16 protein-coding genes are annotated in these 17,263 nt (G+C 66.2%); all 16 read right to left on the bottom strand.

The genetic code is table 11. The features are described from left to right. Positions 1-17 precede the first annotated feature (17 nt). On the bottom strand, positions 18-1,421 hold the full coding sequence (locus D619_RS0110965; protein WP_017668639.1) for a M20/M25/M40 family metallo-hydrolase: 1,404 nt from the start codon (positions 1,419-1,421) through the stop codon (positions 18-20). Between the two features lie 10 nt (positions 1,422-1,431). Continuing rightward, positions 1,432-2,835: a M20/M25/M40 family metallo-hydrolase gene (locus tag D619_RS0110960; RefSeq protein ID WP_017668638.1), complete on the bottom strand. Its 1,404-nt coding sequence runs from the start codon at positions 2,833-2,835 to the stop codon at positions 1,432-1,434. Positions 2,836-3,198: 363 nt separating this feature from the next. Then, complete coding sequence (gene dapD, locus D619_RS0110955; RefSeq protein WP_017668637.1) at positions 3,199-4,020, bottom strand: 2,3,4,5-tetrahydropyridine-2,6-dicarboxylate N-succinyltransferase; 822 nt, start codon at positions 4,018-4,020, stop codon at positions 3,199-3,201. Further along, positions 4,017-4,688: a pyrimidine 5'-nucleotidase gene (locus D619_RS0110950; RefSeq protein ID WP_017668636.1), complete on the bottom strand. Its 672-nt coding sequence runs from the start codon at positions 4,686-4,688 to the stop codon at positions 4,017-4,019. The genes dapD and D619_RS0110950 overlap by 4 nt, the downstream gene beginning before the upstream one ends. Positions 4,689-4,915: 227 nt before the next feature. Next, positions 4,916-6,961, bottom strand: a complete 2,046-nt coding sequence (locus D619_RS18125) for a patatin-like phospholipase family protein (protein ID WP_017668635.1) — start codon at positions 6,959-6,961, stop codon at positions 4,916-4,918. 85 nt (positions 6,962-7,046) lie between these two features. Continuing rightward, entirely contained in the window at positions 7,047-7,463 is a 417-nt protein-coding gene (locus tag D619_RS0110940; RefSeq protein WP_017668634.1) for a 6,7-dimethyl-8-ribityllumazine synthase, read from the bottom strand. A 5-nt stretch (positions 7,464-7,468) separates the two neighbouring features. Then, complete coding sequence (ribB, locus tag D619_RS0110935; RefSeq protein ID WP_017668633.1) at positions 7,469-8,746, bottom strand: 3,4-dihydroxy-2-butanone-4-phosphate synthase; 1,278 nt, start codon at positions 8,744-8,746, stop codon at positions 7,469-7,471. 52 nt (positions 8,747-8,798) lie between these two features. After that, entirely contained in the window at positions 8,799-9,401 is a 603-nt protein-coding gene (locus D619_RS0110930) for a riboflavin synthase (protein WP_017668632.1), read from the bottom strand. Between the two features lie 9 nt (positions 9,402-9,410). After that, positions 9,411-10,355 carry a bifunctional diaminohydroxyphosphoribosylaminopyrimidine deaminase/5-amino-6-(5-phosphoribosylamino)uracil reductase RibD gene (gene ribD / locus D619_RS0110925; protein ID WP_033373472.1) on the bottom strand — a complete coding sequence of 315 codons (945 nt, stop codon included), beginning with the start codon at positions 10,353-10,355 and terminating at the stop codon, positions 9,411-9,413. Positions 10,356-10,381: 26 nt separating this feature from the next. Next, positions 10,382-10,795, bottom strand: coding sequence for a hypothetical protein (locus D619_RS0110920; protein WP_017668630.1), 414 nt, complete (start codon positions 10,793-10,795; stop codon positions 10,382-10,384). A 44-nt stretch (positions 10,796-10,839) separates the two neighbouring features. After that, complete coding sequence (locus D619_RS0110915; protein WP_017668629.1) at positions 10,840-11,379, bottom strand: hypothetical protein; 540 nt, start codon at positions 11,377-11,379, stop codon at positions 10,840-10,842. A gap of 67 nt (positions 11,380-11,446) precedes the next feature. Next, on the bottom strand, positions 11,447-12,073 hold the full coding sequence (locus tag D619_RS17350) for an energy transducer TonB (protein ID WP_017668628.1): 627 nt from the start codon (positions 12,071-12,073) through the stop codon (positions 11,447-11,449). A gap of 138 nt (positions 12,074-12,211) precedes the next feature. After that, the gene (gene gltX, locus D619_RS0110905; protein WP_026090960.1) at positions 12,212-13,528 is read right to left on the bottom strand and encodes a glutamate--tRNA ligase; all 1,317 of its coding nucleotides are present in this window, start codon (positions 13,526-13,528) and stop codon (positions 12,212-12,214) included. Between the two features lie 92 nt (positions 13,529-13,620). Next, the gene (locus tag D619_RS0110900; protein WP_017668626.1) at positions 13,621-14,706 is read right to left on the bottom strand and encodes a peptidyl-alpha-hydroxyglycine alpha-amidating lyase family protein; all 1,086 of its coding nucleotides are present in this window, start codon (positions 14,704-14,706) and stop codon (positions 13,621-13,623) included. Positions 14,707-14,724: 18 nt separating this feature from the next. Next, entirely contained in the window at positions 14,725-15,159 is a 435-nt protein-coding gene (locus D619_RS0110895) for a c-type cytochrome (protein WP_017668625.1), read from the bottom strand. A gap of 12 nt (positions 15,160-15,171) precedes the next feature. Further along, positions 15,172-17,250 carry a PQQ-binding-like beta-propeller repeat protein gene (locus D619_RS0110890; protein WP_017668624.1) on the bottom strand — a complete coding sequence of 693 codons (2,079 nt, stop codon included), beginning with the start codon at positions 17,248-17,250 and terminating at the stop codon, positions 15,172-15,174. Between the last annotated feature and the right edge of the window lie 13 nt (positions 17,251-17,263).

The raw sequence follows: 17,263 nt of genomic DNA, 5'->3' as shown, positions 1-17,263 counted from the left end.
CGGGCCAGAGTGCCAGACTATTTGGGATTGGCGAGCACGGCCACCAGATCGGAGAGATAATCGCGGCCCTGCATCAGGCTGCGCACGCTGATGCGTTCATTGAGGCCGTGAATGCCGTTGCCATCGGCATCGATCATCGTGCCGGGTGCGCCATAGACCGGAATGCCTATGGGCGTGATGAAGATGGCATCGGTGGCGCCGGTGCTCATCATCGCCAGCATGGGCACGCCGGGGAAATGTTTGGCGGCGACGGTCTGCATCGGGCCGATGATGGCGGGGTTCATCGGGGTGGGCTTGGCGACCGGGCGGATCGGCGGCTTCAGGCTGATGCTCACCTTGGGATTGGCGATGATCTTTTCCAGATCGGCCTTCAGCGCATTGGGATCGGTGCCGGGGAACATGCGGCAGTTCACGTTGGCGCGGGCGCGCTGGGCGAGGGCGTTTTCGGCGTGGCCGGCTTCCAGCAGGGTGGTGACGCAGGTGGTGCGCAGCACGCTGTGATTGGTGGGGTCCATCGAAACGATGCGATTGGCCTCTGCATCATCGGGATTGCTGAGCAGGCGGGCCATGGCGGGGCCAACTGGATCGGGCATCACCTTGGCCAGCGTGGCGAAATAGGCGCGGGTGGTATCGGTGAACTGCACCGGGAATTCGTGGCGGTTCACGGCGACCACGGCGGCGGTGAGATCGGTGATGGCGTTGTCTGGCCGGGGCACGCTGCTGTGGCCGCCGGGGTTGGTGGCCTCTGCCCAAAAATTCTGCACCGTCTTTTCGCCTACCTGCACGGCCAGGCCCTGCGGCTTGCCATCGGGGCCGTTGCGGCCGCCGCCGCCTTCGTTGAGCGCGAATTCCGCCATGATCAGTTCCGGGCGGTTCCTGGCCAGCCAATCGGCGCCGTTGAAGGCGTAGGTGGTCTCCTCCCCGCAGGTCAGCGCCAGCTTGATGGTGCGTTTCGGCGCCTTGCCGGCCTTCATGCGGATGAGGAGATCGGCCCAGATACTGGCCTGCGCCTTGTCGTCAAAGGTGCCGCGGCCATAGAAATAGCCGTCTTCCTCGATCAGTTTAAACGGGCTGCGCGTCCAGTCTTCCGGCTTGGCGGCGACCACGTCGAGGTGGCCGAGCAGCAGCATCGGCTTCACCTTGGGGTCAGCGCCCTTCAGATGGACGACGATGCCGCCCTCCTTCGGAAACTCCGGCACGCTGAACTGGGTGATGTCGGCATCGGCGAAGCCGGCGGCCTTGAAGCGCACGGCGAGTTTTTCTGCCGCCGCCGTGCAACTGCCGGTGGTCAGGCTGGTGTCGGTCTCCACCATTTCCTTGAACAGCGCGCGGAACGCGGGCTCGCCGGGCTGTTGGCTGACATATTGGGCCTGGGCTGCGGTGCTGGCGAGCAGGGCAGCGGTGAGGAAGAGCGCGCGCATCCTGGAATCCTTACTTGCCAGCGTAGACGGTGATCAGATCGAACAGATAATCGCGTTCCTTCATCACGCCGGCCACCGAGATGCGTTCATTGAGGCCGTGGACGCCATTGCCGTCGGGCATGCCGAACCGGCCGGGCATGCCATAGGTCGGCATGCCGGCAGCGTTGAGGTAGCGGCCATCGGTGGCGCCGGTGGACATGGTCGGGATCAGCGGGATGCCGGGGAAATGTTTGGCGGCGAGCGCGACGGCGGGGCCATAGACCATGTCCGACAGCGGCGGCGGCGGGGCGGCCTTTTCGGGGTTTTCGCTGGCACGCGGGGTGACGGTGATCGTTGGGTCACCCAGCCGCTCCACGATCTGCCCGCGCACCTTTTCCACGCTCTCACCGGGGAACATGCGGCAGTTCACATTGGCCTGGGCGCGCTGCGGCAGGGCATTCCGCGCATGGCCGGCGTCCAGCATCGTCGCCACGCAGGTGGTGCGCAGCGTGCTGTGCCAGCCCGGATCCTTCGACACGATGGCTTCGGCAGCCGCGTCGGCCGGATTGGCCAGCACGGCACGGATGGCCGCTGCCGTCGGCGCATCACTCAGCTTGGCCATCTCGGCGAAATAGGCGCGCGTCGTGTCCGACAATATCACCGGGAAATCATTGCGCGACAGGCGCACCAGCCCGGCGGCCAGTTCATAGATGGCATTGTCGGGCCGCGGGCGGCTGCTGTGCCCACCGGGGTTGCGGGTTTCGAGTGTGAAATCCTGGTAGACTTTCTCGCCGGCCTGAAAGGCCAGGCTGATCGGCTTGCCCGTGGCGTCGGCCTTGCCGCCACCGCCTTCATTCAGGACGAACTCCGCCTCGATCCAGTCGCGATGCTCCTCCACCAGCCACTTGGCGCTGTTGTGCGGCCCGCCTTCCTCACCACAGGTCAACGCCAGCTTCACCGTGCGCTTCGGCGCCTTGCCCTGCTTCAGCCGGATCATTGCATCGGTGAAGATCGCGCCATGCGCCTTGTCGTCGGAAACGCCGCGGCCATAGAAGAAGCCGCCTTCCTCGATGAAGGTGAACGGATCCCGCTCCCAATCCGCCCGCTTGGCCTCCACGACATCCAGGTGGGACAGCAGCAATATGGCCTTGGCCTTGGGGTCGCTGCCTTTCAGCGTGGCCACCATGCCGCCATCCTGCGGACGTTCGGCTGAGCCTTGGAACAGCCTGATATCCGCATCCTGATAGCCCGCCGCCTTCAATCGCGCCGCCATCCGCTCGGCCGCCAGGTTGCAGCTGCCGGTGGAGACGGTGGTGTTGGTCTCCACCAGCTCCTTGTAGAGCGCGCGAAACGCCTGCTGATCAGGCCGAAGCGCTTGTGCAGCGGCCGGAACGGCGATGGTGGCGGCCAGAAGTGCAGCGATGAATGTGCGCATGATGTGTCCCCTTGTTGCGGGCATCAAAGCGGGGCGGGTGCGCGATGGCAAGGGGCAAAGGGAATAGGCAGGAGCCTCCGCACTGGCCTTCGCCAGTGTGACTGGGCAGGGCCTGAGGCCCTGCACCCACTTTCGTCGTTTCAGTCCTGCTTCCCCTGGGTCATTGTCATGCTGGCGCAGGCCAGCATCCACGGAGAGTCCGGGGCCAAAGAAAACCAAGCGAGTGCGCGCGCCGCGATGGATGCTGGCCTGCGCCAGCATGACGATCAACTTGTAATGCAAGGATCCGCCAAATCGAACGGGTGCAGGGTCTGCGACCCTGCCCAGTCACACTGGCGAAGGCCAGTGCGGAGGCCGCTTTTCTCAGTCGCGCAGCAGTTCGTTGATGCCGGTCTTGCTGCGGGTCTGGGCGTCCACCGTCTTCACGATCACCGCGCAGTACAAATTCGGCCCCGGGGTGCCGTCGGGCAGCGGCTTGCCGGGCAGGCTGCCGGAGACGACGACGGCGTAGGGCGGCACGCGGCCCATGTGGATTTCGCCGGTGGCGCGGTCGATGATCTTGGTGGAGGCGCCGAGGTAGACGCCCATCGAGAGCACGGCGCCTTCGCCGACGATGACGCCTTCGGCGACTTCGGCGCGGGCGCCGATGAAGGCGTTGTCGCCGATGATGACCGGGTTGGCCTGCAGCGGTTCGAGCACGCCGCCGATGCCGGCGCCGCCGGAGATGTGGACATTCTCGCCGATCTGGGCGCACGAACCGACGGTGGCCCAGGTATCGACCATGCTGTTCTTGCCGACGCGGGCGCCGATGTTGACGAAGCTGGGCATCAGCACGGCGCCGGGCGCGATATAGGCACCACGGCGGACGACAGCGCCGGGGACGGCGCGGAAGCCGGCGGCGCGGAACTGGTTGTCGCCCCAGGCGTCGAACTTCAGCGGCACCTTGTCGTAGAAGCCTGCCTGACCAAAGCCCGGCATGACGACATTGTCAGCCAAGCGGAAGGACAGCAGCACGGCCTTCTTCAGCCACTGGTGGGTGGTGCCGTCGGGCTCCGCCACGCGCAATTCGCCGGCGTCGAGGGCCGAGAGGGCGGCGTTGACGGCGGTGCGCAATTCACCGTGGGTGGCGCTGGTGACGCTGGTGCGCTCTTCCCAGCCGGCGTTGATGATGGCTTCGATGTTCATGGGCTTTCCACCTGTTCCAGCACCTCGGCCAGGAAGGCGGCGAGGTCGTTGATGATGAAGTCGATGTGATTGCGGTCGCTGCCCGGCCCCTGTTCGGAGCCGTTGTCGATCCACACGGTTGTCATGCCGATGGCCTTGGCGGGCGTCAGGTTGCGCGCCATGTCTTCGACGAACATCGCGCGTTTCGGGTTGATGCCGTGGGCGGCGCACATGTGGGTGTAGGCCGGCGGCTGCGGTTTCGGCACATAATCCAGCGCGTGGATGTCGTGCAGCGCATCAAAGGCATGGGTGAGGCCAAGGCGTTCCAGCACGCGTTCGGCATAAGGCGCATCGGCGTTGGTGAAGATATATTTGCGGCCCGGCAGGCGGCTGATCAGGTCGCCGAGTTCCGGATGCGGGCGCAGGACCTCGATATCGACATCGTGGACCTGCGCCAGGAAATCGTGCGGATCGACATTGTGCAGCGCCATCAGGCCGGGCAGCGTCATGCCGTGGCTGTGATAGAGTTCCTTCTGGATGCGATGCGCCTCTTGTGGGTCAACGTTCAGCAGGCGCTGGATATACAGGCCCATGCGCTGATCGATCTGCGGAAACAGCGCCGAGTGCGCCGGGTACAGCGTGTTGTCGAGATCGAAGATCCAGTGATCAATGTGGCCCAGGCCGGTCATGCGGCATGCCATAGGCGGAACAAGCCGCGCTGTCATGGTGGCAAATTGGGTGACGGGGGACGCCTGGCGGCAGGGGGCGCGGGTGCAGAGCAGGCGGGTCGGATCGCCAGAACCGCACCCGCGCCAACCTGAACGGAGGAACAGGCTGGCGCCGCTATGGGCCGTGGCGGCCGATGTTGCACTGCGGCATGAGCGCCGCGCTTCAGACTGTCGCGGGCGCGGCGCGTTCAGGGCCGCTGCGTGGAGCGCGGATCGCTGGTGGCCGGTCGCATCCGCAACACCGCCATCGGGCGCAGCACGCGATCCAGCGGATCGGGATCCGGCACTGGCAGCGCGCCCATGGCATCAAGCCGCAACGACACATCGTGGAAATGCGTGCCCGGGGTGAGCAGATCGCGATAGAGCGGGTTGCTGACCTGCAGGCCGGGATTGCCCCTGGGCCAGAAACAATCGTTGAACCGGTCGGCCAGCAGATCCTGCGCGGCGATGAAGCCGTGCATTCGCACCATGCGATGGTTCATCCAGTCGAGCTGGAAGCGCGGCCGTTCCGGATCATCCAGCGGGTCGGTGGGTTGGCGCGGGTCAAAGCGGCTGGCCAGAACGGTCCCGGCCATGCTGCCCTTGTTGTCGATGCTTTCGATGGTGGCCTTGTCCATGTTGAGGTTGAAGCCGCCTTCGGCGCCAGAAAGGCGGATGTGGATGACGCGATCGCGCGTGCCGGTCTGATCATAATGGCTGACATCGGCCCAGGTGCGGGCGGTTTCCACGACGCGCATCGCCAGCCCGGCCAGCTGGGCGACGGGAGCGCCGCTGGCCGGTGCCTTGTAGAATCGCACCCGATCGCTGTTGGCGAAGGGCATGATCAGATCGATCAGGCCGGTTTCGGCCACGCGTTCATTGGTGCCGCCCAGGGTGCGGACATTGCCCGGCACCGCCCGGCTGCGGCTGGCGTCGATATCGCGATATTCCTCGATCGACAGATCATCGCCGGGATAGAGCAGGTTGACCGCAAAGGTTGGCCGGTTGGGCACGGCGCCATCGAACAGGTGAATGGGAAAATTGGAGGTGATGCCGCCATCCGACAGAAAGACCGGTGACAGGATGGGACGGCGTTCGTCGGGCACTTCGGGTTGGCCCACCCAGCGCAGCAGCCACAGTGGCAGCGGCGTGAACAGGCCGGGGAACGCCATCGAGGCGCGCGCGCCGACGATGATCGGCAGATCCTTGCCCTTGGGCAGCAGTCGCAGATGTCGGCCAACCTCGCCGCAGGCTGCGGCCGCCGCACAGATCTCGTCGGCGGTATAGCCCAGCCCCGGCGGCATGCCCTCGTCGTGCACGCTCCAGGAACAGGGCGCCATCGCGGCGAGCACATCGGCCGGGAACAGCCGGGCCCAGGCGCGCGGATCATAATAGAGGCGGTGGTTTTCCGGCAGGAAGGGAAAGCTGACCGATTCCAGCCGGTTGAGATCGCTGCACACCAGGACCAGATCAATGCCGCGTTCGTTTCGGGCGCTGGGCACCCCGCCGCTGTCCACCGTCCACAGATCGCCAAAGGTCAGCACGTCGTCGGCAGTGCCGCCGGTGCGGCCCGCCAGGGATTGCACATTGTCGTGCAGCCATTGGGTCAGCCCCGGCACGGCCACGCCATCAACCCTGGCGCCGCTGGCAGCCATGCCGGTCATGATGCCCAGCCCGTTATCCACCACGCGGCCGGCCAGCTGGTTGAGTGTCCGGTGCAGCAGCGCCCCGATGGTGACCAGCATCATCAGCGCAGCACAGAACAGGCCAACCAATGTTGCCGCTGCGGGCGACCAGTGCAGCGGCCCCCTGGCAAAGGCCAGGCCCACGATGATGGCGGGGGCGACCGCCAGCGCCAGCCAGCCCGCGAAGGGCCGGCCGAACAGGGCAAGCGCCGCGGCGCTGCGTCCGCCTTGCCCCGGCATCAGAAAGTGCAGCAGCGGCGCAGTGGCGGGATCCGGTTCGAAAAGCGCCTGCAGATAGCTGCCGCCGGTGGAAGTGCGCTGCGCCGTCTGCTGGCTCAGCCACATCATCTGTTCGCGGGCCTCGGGGTTGCGGCCGCTGCGCAGGCCATATTCCATCGCGGCTGCCGCCGCCGCGGCGATAGCCCCGGCCGATGTGCCGCCGATGTTGCGCAGGCGATAACGCTGGGTGATGGCGCCGATGGCCCCGGGATAGACGATGCCGCTCGTCACCCCGCCCTTCATGATCAGGTCGCAATCGAGGCTGCGGCCTGTCTTGTCACCAATGGTCATGACGGCAATTCCCCCCGGAAGCGGCGGCTGACCCTGGCATCACTGTGCCATCAGCCGCGCCGCTGCGCCACCGGCAAAGCCGCGTTCAGGCAAAACGCTGTTTCAGCGCCACCATGGCCAGTGCGGCGGCCGCCGCTTCGCCGCCCTTGTTCTTCTGGCTCTTGTCGGCCCGGGCGATGGCCTGGGCTTCGTTTTCCACGGTCAGGATGCCGTTGCCGATGGCCAGCCCGTCCAGCGTCAGGGCCATGATGGCGCGGGCGGATTCGCCGGCGACGACTTCGAAATGATAGGTCTCGCCGCGGATCACGCAGCCTAGCGCGACATAACCATCATATTCGCCGCTGGCGTCGGCAAAGGCGATGGCGGCCGGCACTTCCAGCGCGCCGGGCACGGTGATCACGTCCCAGGTGGCGCCGGCGGCCTTCAGGGCGCTGGTGACGCCGTCGCGCTGCATGTCGGCGATGTGGGTGTAGAACGGGGCTTCGACGATCAGGATGTGCATGGGGCTTAACTCCGGGGCGGGATGGCGCGTTCGCCAACCACGTGCAGGCCATAGCCTTCGATGCCGACGATGTTGCGATGCTGGTTGGTGAGCAGGATCATGTCGGTCACGCCAAGATCGACCAGGATCTGCGCACCGATGCCGTAATCGCGCAGCACGATGGATTCGCCCTGGCCCTTGGCGCGCATCTGTTCGGAAATGGCGGTGGGGCTGCCGTCGCGGATGATGACGATGATGCCGGCGCCTTCTTCGCCGATCACGTCCATGGCACGCTGCAGCTGGCCGGCGCGCTCGCCCTTTTCGGCAAACATGTCGGTGAACATGGATTGGGTGTGGACGCGGACCAGCGTGGGCTTGCCGGGTTCGACACGGCCCTTCTGCAGCACCATATGCTCGCCATATTCGGCGGTGTTGGCATAGGTTTTCGCCGTCCATTCGCCGCCGTGCCAGCTTTCCAGCCTGGTTTCGGCGACGCATTTGACCAGCCGGTCGTGGGCGTGGCGATAGGCAATCAGATCGCGGATGGTGCCGATCTTCATGCCGTGGCGGCGGGCGAAGGGAATCAGATCGGGGAGGCGCGCCATGGTGCCATCGTCGTTCATGATCTCGCAGATCACGCCCGACGGGCTGAGGCCGGCCAGGCGCGAGATATCCACGCTGGCCTCGGTATGGCCGGCGCGCACCAGCACGCCGCCATCGCGGGCGACGAGCGGAAACACGTGACCAGGCGAAACGATATGTTCCGGGCCCTTGGCGGCATCGATGGCCACCGCGATGGTGCGGGCGCGGTCTGCCGCCGAAATGCCGGTGGTGACGCCTTCCTTCGCCTCGATCGAAACGGTGAAGGCGGTCGAATGGCGGGTGCCATTGTGCTGCGCCATCAGCGGCAGGCCCAGCGCCTTCACGCGTTCCGATGCCATGGCCAGGCAGATCAGGCCGCGGCCATGTTTGGCCATGAAGTTGATCGAATCCGGCGTCGCCATCTGGCCGGGGATGATCAGATCCCCTTCATTCTCGCGGTCTTCATCATCAACCAGGATATACATGCGGCCGTTGCGGGCCTCGTTGATGATATCCTCGATCGGGGAAAGCGCCGGGCCGCTGCTGCGATCGGCCAGCCAGTTCTCCAGCTTGCGCAGCGTGTCGGTGGTCGGGTTCCAATCGGCTTCGTCGAGGGCGCGGAGGCTGTTGGCGTGCAGGCCGGCGGCGCGGGCCATGCCGGCTTTGCTCTCCTCACCGCTGGCGACAAGGTCACGCAGCCGGGCAATCAGGGACTCGCTCATTTGGACCTCACATCAGAATGTGAAGTTGCGATGCGCCCATCACATTGCGCTGTCAAGACTTCAGCTGGTTCATCCGGAACAGATAGCGAGCCAGCACGTCGATCTCGATATTCACCTCGTCGCCCACCGCTGCCGTGCCGAACGTCGTCCACTCGGCGGTGTGCGGGATGATGTTCACCGTGAACCAGTGGCCGAGATCGTCATCGCTGACCTCGTTGACCGTGAGTGACGCGCCATTCAGGCAGATGCTGCCCTTGGGCGCCACATAGGGCGCGACGCTGGCCGGCATCTGGAAGGTGAAGCGCTTGCTATCGCCTTCGGCCTCGATGCTGGTGATGCGGCCGACAGCATCGACGTGCCCGGTGACGATATGGCCGCCGAGTTCATCGCCCACCTTGAGTGCGCGCTCAAGATTGAGCCGCGCGCCCTGGTCCCACATGCCCTTGGCGGTGCAGCGCAGGGTTTCGGCCGACACGTCAAAGCTGATGCTGTTCGCGGTCTTGCTGACAACGGTGAGGCACACACCGCTGTTGGCCACCGAAGCGCCGATGGCGATGCCGCTGGTGTCATGGGCGGTATGCACCGTCACGCGCAGATCGCCGCGCTCCTCTACGTGGGTGATGGTGCCGATGTCGGTGATGATGCCGGTGAACATGGGGTTGCCCTAACGTGTCCGCGTGTAACGTTCAATGCGGTCGGGGCCGAGCGTCATCGCCGGTCCGATGGCCCAGCGGCCATGGGCGTGCGGCAGATCAGCCAGGCCGATATCGCCCAGTGTGCGCCCCGCCCCGATCAGGATCGGCGCCCGCATCAACAGCAGCGCATCCACCAGATCGGCGGCACACAGGCTGGCGGCCAGCCCCATGCCGCCTTCAACCAGAACGGCAAGCGCCGGATCGGCAGTGAGCGCGGCCAGATCGGGGAAATGCGAGACATGGCCCGGCAGGCCGTCTCCGCGCCCGACAACGCCAATACGGGGGCTGCGCGATTCGAGGCCGGGCAGGCGCACGTCCAGCGTGGGCGCATCGGCATCCCAGGTGCCACGGCCAACAACGATCAGATCGGCGCGGGCGCGTTCCAGATGGGCGGCAGCGCGGGCACGGTCGCCAGTGATCCATTGGCTGCGACCATTGGCCATGGCGATGGCGCCATCCAGCGACACGGCCAGTTTCAGCGTGATGTGCGGGCGGCCAAGGTTGAGCCGCGTCAGGAAGCCGGCCAGTTGCTGTTCGCCTTCGGCGGCGCGCACGCCGCTCGCAACCGAAATGCCGGCAGCGCGCAGGCGGGCGGCACCATCGCCATTGGTGCGCGGATCAGGGTCGTGCGCGGCAATCACCACCCGCGCCACGCCGGCGGCGATCAGGCTGTCGGCGCAGGCCGGGCCGCGGGGGGACACATGGGCGCAGGGCTCCAGCGTCACATAGGCGGTGGCGCCCGCGGCGGCCGCGCCGGCCTGCGCCAGTGCCACGCCTTCGGCATGGGGTCGCCCGCCAGCTTGCGTCCAGCCGCGACCGACCACGCGGCCGCCATTGACGATCACGCAGCCAACAGACGGGTTGGGGAAGGTCGTGCCGATGCCGCGGCTGGCCAGCGCCAGCGCCGCGCCCATGCAGCGCCAGTCTTCGGTGGTGCCGGTCACTCGATCGGCGGTTCGGCCGGGGCCGGCACGCGCACGATGCCCTCCACGCTCGGCTCGGCGGCGACATAGGGCAGATCACGCTTGAAGCCGCCGCCCTCCACATAGGCATCATATTGCGCCTGCGCGTCGATCTTGGCCTGGCCGGAGAGCGTGGCAATGGCGGCGCGGGCTTCTGCCAGCCGGGCTTCACGCGCGGCCTTCGTGGCCTTCACATCTGCGATCGCATCCTCCCGGCTGCGGTCGGCCTTCCAGCTTTGCGCATAGATGATGATCGGGTCCTGCTTGGAATAGCCCCAGCGCGATTCGATCAGGAACATCGTCATCAGGATCGTCGTGGCCAGCACGGCGCCGGCGGCAATCCAGTAACGCCGGCGGCGCTGGGTGGCATCAGGGGGATCAAGAAAGGCCATGGCGGTCAAGATAGGGGGGCGCGGCGCGCTTGGCCAGAGGGGCGTCAATTCGACGAGGGGGCCGTCAGCAGGGCAATGATGCGGGCGGCGGCGTCGGCGGGAGTCGTGGTGGCGGTGTCGATGTTCAGCGCCGATGGCGGCATGGCGGCTTCACAGGCGGCGAAATCGGCGTGGAGCTGTTCGAGCAGGGCGACATCGCGCAGCTTGCCGAAACGGGCGCGATCATCATTGGCGATGCGCGCCTGCTGCCCGGCCAGATCGAGCCGCAGCGCCACGAACAGGCACTGACCGCCGGCATCGTTGACGATGCGCGCCACCTGTTCGGCAAAGCCCGGCGACACGCTGGATTCGGGCTGGAAGGTGAAGATCAGCGAGCGGTCTTCCGCCACCGCCGCGCGGATCACATCCAGCCAGAAACGCTCGCGCAGGGCGACGAATGCGGGTGAACCAAACGGGAAGACAGCATGTACCGCATCCACGATCAGATGATTGTGGAACAGCGGCAAGCCAGTGGCATCCGCGACGGCGCGGGCGATGGTATATTTGCCGGCGGCGGGCGGGCCGTGGAGGAAGAGCAGCTTCATGGCCGCAGATTGGCACAGGGGCGGCCATGGTCAATCCAGGCCTTTTGCGGCCGCCCCTGCGCTGGGTTCAGCCCGCAGACAGGCTGAAGCGGATGGTGAAGCGCCGGTTGGCGGCCACCGGCTTGCCGTTTTCCAGCGCGGCTTCGAAGCGCCAGCGTTTCAGGGCAAAGGCGATGGCGGAGGCGTCCAGCCTTGCGTGGCCCGATGATCGCAGCAGGTTCACGCCCGTCACCTGGCCGCGCTCGTCGAAGCTCACCATCAGTTCCACGCTGCCTTCTTCCCCCAGTGCGCGCGAGGCGGACGGATAGGGCGGCTGCATGGTCGTGGCGGCGATCAGCCGGGCGCCCCGCGTTGGTCCGCTGGCGACGGGCGGTGGCAGCGGCGGCTGGGCGATGGCGGTGTTGTCGCTCTCGGTGCCGCCGGTCGCCCGGTCGATCGGCGGAGTCACCACCCGGTCGGGCTGGGCTTCGTCCCAGACCGGCTGGGCGATGTCGATGCTGACCGGCAGTTCGCTGGTACGCGGCGCCACCACATCGGGGCGATCAACGGGAACGGGAATCGGAACGGCGATGATCGGCTTTGGCTGCGGCTTGGGTCGGGTCACCTGCCAGCCGGCCAGCAGCAGGGCGGCGATGCCGACATGCACGGCGGCGGTGGCGACGAAACCGGATGCGCGGGTCGTAAGTCTGTCCATGTGCAGTCCTCCCAAGAAGAGGGGACGGGGGCCGCCCCCTTCAGGCACTGTGCCGGCGTTCCGCCATGTCTGCGGTGCCGTTATAGAATAACATGGACTGTTATTTTCGATAGGAGAATCTTTGGCCCGCTGCGGCGCTCAGCCGCCCAGTCGCCGCAGGGCCTCCTCCCGCCCAATCAGCGGTAGCAGGGCCGCCATTTCCGGCCCATGCGGCTGGCCGGTCAGCGCCAGGCGCAGCGGCAGAAACAGGGCCTTGCCCTTGCGGCCGGTGCTGGCCTTCAGCGCTTCGATCAGCCGGTTCCAGATATCGTCGCCCCATGCCAGTTCGGCCAGGGTGGCGGCAGCCGCAGCGAGATACGCGGGCTCTTCGGCTTCGGCGTTGATCGGGCCGGCGATGATGGCGTGCCAGGCTTCGGCTTCATCGAGGCGGGTGAGGTTGGGCCGGATCGCCAGCCATTCCCGTTCGCCAATGCTGGCCGGCAGGCGATCGGCAACATCGGCGTGGTTCATGTGATGCAGGCAGCGGGCGGACAGGCTGGTGAGGTCCGCCGGGTCAAAGCGGGCCGGGGCGCGGCCGAAGTGGCTGAGCGCAAAGCCGGGCAGCAGATCGGCCAGGCGGGCCATCGGCTCCACCGGCTGCGAAGTGCCCAGGCGGGCGAGCAGGGCGGCGACGGCCACCGGCTCGATGCCCTGTTCCCGCCACGCATCGACACCTTCCGAACCCAGCCGCTTTGACAGCGCCGCATCCTTGCCGGTGAACAACGCCATGTGGGCGAGGCGTGGGGGCGTGGCACCCAGCGCGGCAAACATCTGCAGCTGCACGGCGCTGTTGGTGACATGGTCTTCACCGCGCGCGATATCGGTGATGCCCAGATCGATATCATCCACCACTGACGGCAGCATGTAGAGCCACGAGCCATCGGCGCGGCGCACCACCGGATCGGCCAACGCGCCAGCCGGGAAATGGCAGTGGCCGCGCACACCGTCCTGCCATTCGACATCGGCGGTTTCGTCCATCTTGAAGCGCCAGTGTGGCTTGCGGCCCTCGGCCTCCAGCTTCGTCTTGTCGGCGTCGCTCAGCGCCAGGGCGGCGCGGTCGTAAATGGGCGGCAGCCCGCGCGACAGGGCAACGCGGCGCTTCAGTTCCAGCTCTTCGGCGGTTTCATAGCAGGGATAGGCCCGGCCCTGCGCGGCGAGCCGGGCCAACGCGTCCTCATAGCGGTCGAACCGATCAGACTGCTTGACCTCAACATCCGGCGTCAGGCCCAGCCAGGCGAGATCGTCGCGGATGGACTGGGCCGATTCCGCGGTCGAGCGCGCCAGATCGGTATCATCCAGCCGCAGCACAAAGCGGCCACCCGCCGAACGGGCGAGCAGCCAGTTGACCAACGCCGTGCGGATATTGCCGGCGTGGAGGCGGCCAGTGGGCGAGGGAGCGAAGCGGGTGACGATCATGGCGCTGGCCATAGCCGCGATTGCCAGCGGATGGAACCAACTCCCGTCCCGCAGACCTTCGGTCGCCTTCGGCTGCGGGGACGGCGTTGCCGTTACTGGCGGATATGCCGCGCGACGGTGCGTTCCTTCACCTGCGCGCCGTAGATCACGCCGTTCCTGTCCACCCACAGGCCTTCGGCGCCGCTGGTGGCGCCGGCGTCGGGGTTGGGATCGGGATCGGGGATGAAGGCCGTCACCTTGCCATCCTTCACGCTGCCGATGCGGATGCCGCGCTGCCAGCCTGGGTTGTAGCCATAGCCGACCGGGCGGCGGCTTTCCGAATCGCCGCTGTAAAGAATGTCATTCTGATCGATGAACAGGCCCGACGGGCGGCCGAACTGTGTCCAGCTTTTCAGCAACTTGCCCTTTTGCGTGTAGACCTGCACGCGGTTGTTCCAGCGGTCACCGACATAGAGCAGGCCCTTCGAATCCATCGCCAGCGCGTGCGGCACTTCCAGATCGCCCTGGCCCTTGCCGGGCTGGCCCCATTGCAGGAGGAACTTGCCGGTCTTGTCGTACTTCAGGATGCGGGCGACGCCACGATCGGCCTCATGGCCATCCGAAACGAAAATATCGCCGTTCTTCGCGACGATCACGGCATTGGGCTCGGTGAACAGGTCGGTGCTCTTGCCCTGCACGCCGGGCTTGCCGAGCGTCATCAGCAATTTGCCTTCCGGGGAGAACTTCATCACCGTCGCGCCCTTGCCGGCCGCCACCCGGGCATCGGTGAGCCAGACATTGTCCTGCGCATCAATATAGAAACCGTGCGGGAACACGGTCAGGCCGCCGCCGAAGGCCTTGATGAAATTGCCCGCTGCGTCGAACTCCATGATCGGATCGATGGCGCTGGTGGCGCACAGATTGGCCCCGCACCGTTCGGCGACCCAGATATGGCCCTTGCTGTCCACCGCGACCGCGCTGGTCGATCCCATCGCGCGCCCTGCGGGCAGCTTCAGGAAGCCCAGTTCGCTGCGATAGGGGTTGGGCTGCCTGTTGGTTTCGGGCGTCAGCGGCGCCGGCTTGGGCAGGGTTTCGACCGTCCACACCGGGCGCTGCGGGGGCGCGGGCGGAGACGTCGCCTGCTGCGCGTGCACGACACTGCCGGCCAGCAGCAGCGCCGCTGTGATGATCCGCTTCATTGCGTCCCCCTTGCTTGTTCAGCCGCCGCTGCTGGCGGGTTTTTCTGCCGTGATGCCGATGGTCGCCAGCACTTCCGAACGTTTGTCCATTGGCTGGCTACCGGCTGGGAAACCGTTGTTCTTCAACAGGAAGGCCAGCACATCGGCATATTCTTCGCGCGTCATCGACATCGGGTCGTTCTGCGGCATGGTGGTGCGCACCCGGTCATAGAGGTCGCCCACCGTCATCGTGTCCCAATGCGAAACAAATTCGCCGCCGATCAGCGGCGGCGCTTCGCCGGTGCCGTTCAGCGCCGCGCCGTGGCAGGCACCGCAGCGCTGGGCATAGACGCCAGCGCCACGGTCTGCCTGTTCGCTGGTGTAGATGCCCTGCCACACCGATTTGCCGGCATCCTGGGCGACAGCAGCACCAGCAAGGCCGAACGCAATCAAAAGGGGCAGGGCAATCTTCACGTCACTGGTTCCTTATCGCTTGCTGGGCAGTGCATAGGCGAGGAATTCGCCCGATGCATTGCCGCCGCTGGTCGGCACGATGATATACTGCTTGCCGTTCACCATATAGGTCATCGGCGAACCGGATTGGGTGGATGGCATGAAAACCGCGCCCACTTCCTTGCCGCTCTGCTTGTCATAGGCGCGCAGCATGGCGCCGCGTGGCCGGTCTTCGGTGCGGGTGAACTGGTTTTCACCGGCAATCACCAGGCCCTTCGTCACCAGCGTGCCGATCTGGTAGGTGGATTGGCCGGTGCGCGGGATGCCGCCCATCGCCTTGATCACCGGGTGATTGCGCACGAAATCCGGTGTTTCACCATGGGCCACCTGCCATTTGATGGTGCCATTGTTCACATCGATGGCGCTGATCGTGCCATAGGGCGGCTTCACCAGCGGCAGGCCGTCGACGGCCAGACGCGGCGGGCCGCTGCTGGCGCCAACGGGCGTGGACGGGGCCGGGCTGTCGGCGCCCGCCCCTTCGCCGGGGCCCTTGATCATCACCACCGGCTGGCCGGCCACGCCCACCACCAGCGGAATGTCCGAAAGCCCGGCCGGCGGCGGCAACAGGCCGGTCGAGGAGATGCAGGCGCCGCAGGCATAAACGTAAGCGATGCCGGTTTCTGGATCGAACGAGCCGCCCGGCCAGTTGGTGCCGCCCTGCGCCCAGTTGTTGATCACCCCGAACTTCTCCGGCGTGGAGACGATGGGCGGGGTGTAGACGGGGCCGAGCACATAGTTGCTGGTCAGCTCCAGCGCCTTCTTCTTCATGTCAGGCGTGAAATCGATCAGGTCCTTCTCCTCGACGCCGTTGCGGGCGTAGACTGGCGGCTTCGACGGGATCGGCTGGGTGGGGCTGTACCATTCGCCGGGCACATTGCCCTTGGCCACCTTGGTTTCCTTGATCGGCCACACCGGCACGCCGGTCGCGCGATCGAAAACGTAGAAGAAGCCCTGCTTTGATGGCAGGCCGACAACCTTGCGTGGCTTGCCGTCCACCGTCACGTCCATCAGCAGCGGGGCGCTGCTGTTGTCGAGATCCCAGATCTCGTGGTGGATCAGCTGGAAGTGCCAGCGGCGCTCACCCGTTTTCAGATCGACCGCGACCAGGCTGTTGCCGAACAGATTGGGGCCGGGGCGCTTGCCGCCGAAAAAGTCCGACGTCGGCGATTCCACCGCGAGATAGGCCAGGCCCAGATCCTCATCGACCGACACCTGCGTCCACACACCGGTATTGCCGTTCACGTCGGCCGAATTGTTCAGCCAGGTCTCATAGCCGAACTCGCCCTTCTTCGGCACGGTGTGGAAGGTCCACATGCGCTTGCCGGTGCGCACGTCGAAGGCGCGCACATAGCCCTTGGTGTTGTTGTGGGTCTTGGGCGTGAAGCCTTCGCGGAAGGCGGCGCCGATGATGATGGTGTTGCCCGAAACCGCCGGCGCAGAGTGAACGCCGACTTCGCCGGTATCGAGATCGCCCAGATCCTGATCGAAATCGGTCTTCAGATCGACCACGCCATTGGTGCCGAAGTCCGGATCGGGGCGGCCGGTGTCAGCATCAAGGCTGACGAGGCGATAGCCGATGGTGACATAGAGGATGCGGCGCCTGGTGCCGTCCGTCCAGTAGGACAGGCCGCGGCCGGAGAGGGCGCGCGGGCTTTCGGCCGAGCGCTTGCCTTCGTGCATGGCATATTGCCACAACAGCTCACCGGTGGCGCCGTTCAGCGCGACGACGGCGCGGCGGGTGCCGCCGGTGGTGTAGATCACGCCATCAACGGCGAGCGGGGTCGATTCCAGCTTGTATTCCGGGCGGCTGCCCAGAATGTCGGTCTTGAAGCGCCAGGCGATCTCAAGATCCTTGAAATTGTCCGGATTGATCTGATCGAGCGGCGAATAGCGGCTGCCCTTCAGATCGGCGTTGTAGGTGGTCCAGTTGGCGACACCGTTGGTGGTGCGCGCGGCAGCGACGCCTTCCTTGCCCGGCGTCTGCGCCAGTGCAGAGGTGGTGAGCATCAGCGCCGCAGCGACCGACAGCGGCAGGGTGGAAATGATCTTCATGTGTTTGCCCCTT

Origin of the sequence: Sandarakinorhabdus sp. AAP62, from assembly GCF_000331225.1 — a bacterium.
In the GTDB taxonomy this organism is placed as follows: domain Bacteria; phylum Pseudomonadota; class Alphaproteobacteria; order Sphingomonadales; family Sphingomonadaceae; genus Sandarakinorhabdus.
This window is presented reverse-complemented; position numbering and strand designations above follow the sequence as displayed.

Bases quoted from the DNA above. Each gene is read 5' to 3' on its own strand.
- D619_RS0110965 (WP_017668639.1), bottom strand. From the start codon at position 1,421: ATGCGCGCGCTCTTCCTCACCGCTGCCCTGCTCGCCAGCACCGCAGCC.
- D619_RS0110960 (WP_017668638.1), bottom strand. From the start codon at position 2,835: ATGCGCACATTCATCGCTGCACTTCTGGCCGCCACCATCGCCGTTCCG.
- dapD (WP_017668637.1), bottom strand. From the start codon at position 4,020: ATGAACATCGAAGCCATCATCAACGCCGGCTGGGAAGAGCGCACCAGC.
- D619_RS0110950 (WP_017668636.1), bottom strand. From the start codon at position 4,688: ATGACCGGCCTGGGCCACATTGATCACTGGATCTTCGATCTCGACAAC.
- D619_RS18125 (WP_017668635.1), bottom strand. From the start codon at position 6,961: ATGACCATTGGTGACAAGACAGGCCGCAGCCTCGATTGCGACCTGATC.
- D619_RS0110940 (WP_017668634.1), bottom strand. From the start codon at position 7,463: ATGCACATCCTGATCGTCGAAGCCCCGTTCTACACCCACATCGCCGAC.
- ribB (WP_017668633.1), bottom strand. From the start codon at position 8,746: ATGAGCGAGTCCCTGATTGCCCGGCTGCGTGACCTTGTCGCCAGCGGT.
- D619_RS0110930 (WP_017668632.1), bottom strand. From the start codon at position 9,401: ATGTTCACCGGCATCATCACCGACATCGGCACCATCACCCACGTAGAG.
- ribD (WP_033373472.1), bottom strand. From the start codon at position 10,355: ATGGGCGCGGCGCTGGCGCTGGCCAGCCGCGGCATCGGCACGACCTTC.
- D619_RS0110920 (WP_017668630.1), bottom strand. From the start codon at position 10,795: ATGGCCTTTCTTGATCCCCCTGATGCCACCCAGCGCCGCCGGCGTTAC.
- D619_RS0110915 (WP_017668629.1), bottom strand. From the start codon at position 11,379: ATGAAGCTGCTCTTCCTCCACGGCCCGCCCGCCGCCGGCAAATATACC.
- D619_RS17350 (WP_017668628.1), bottom strand. From the start codon at position 12,073: ATGGACAGACTTACGACCCGCGCATCCGGTTTCGTCGCCACCGCCGCC.
- gltX (WP_026090960.1), bottom strand. From the start codon at position 13,528: ATGATCGTCACCCGCTTCGCTCCCTCGCCCACTGGCCGCCTCCACGCC.
- D619_RS0110900 (WP_017668626.1), bottom strand. From the start codon at position 14,706: ATGAAGCGGATCATCACAGCGGCGCTGCTGCTGGCCGGCAGTGTCGTG.
- D619_RS0110890 (WP_017668624.1), bottom strand. From the start codon at position 17,250: ATGAAGATCATTTCCACCCTGCCGCTGTCGGTCGCTGCGGCGCTGATG.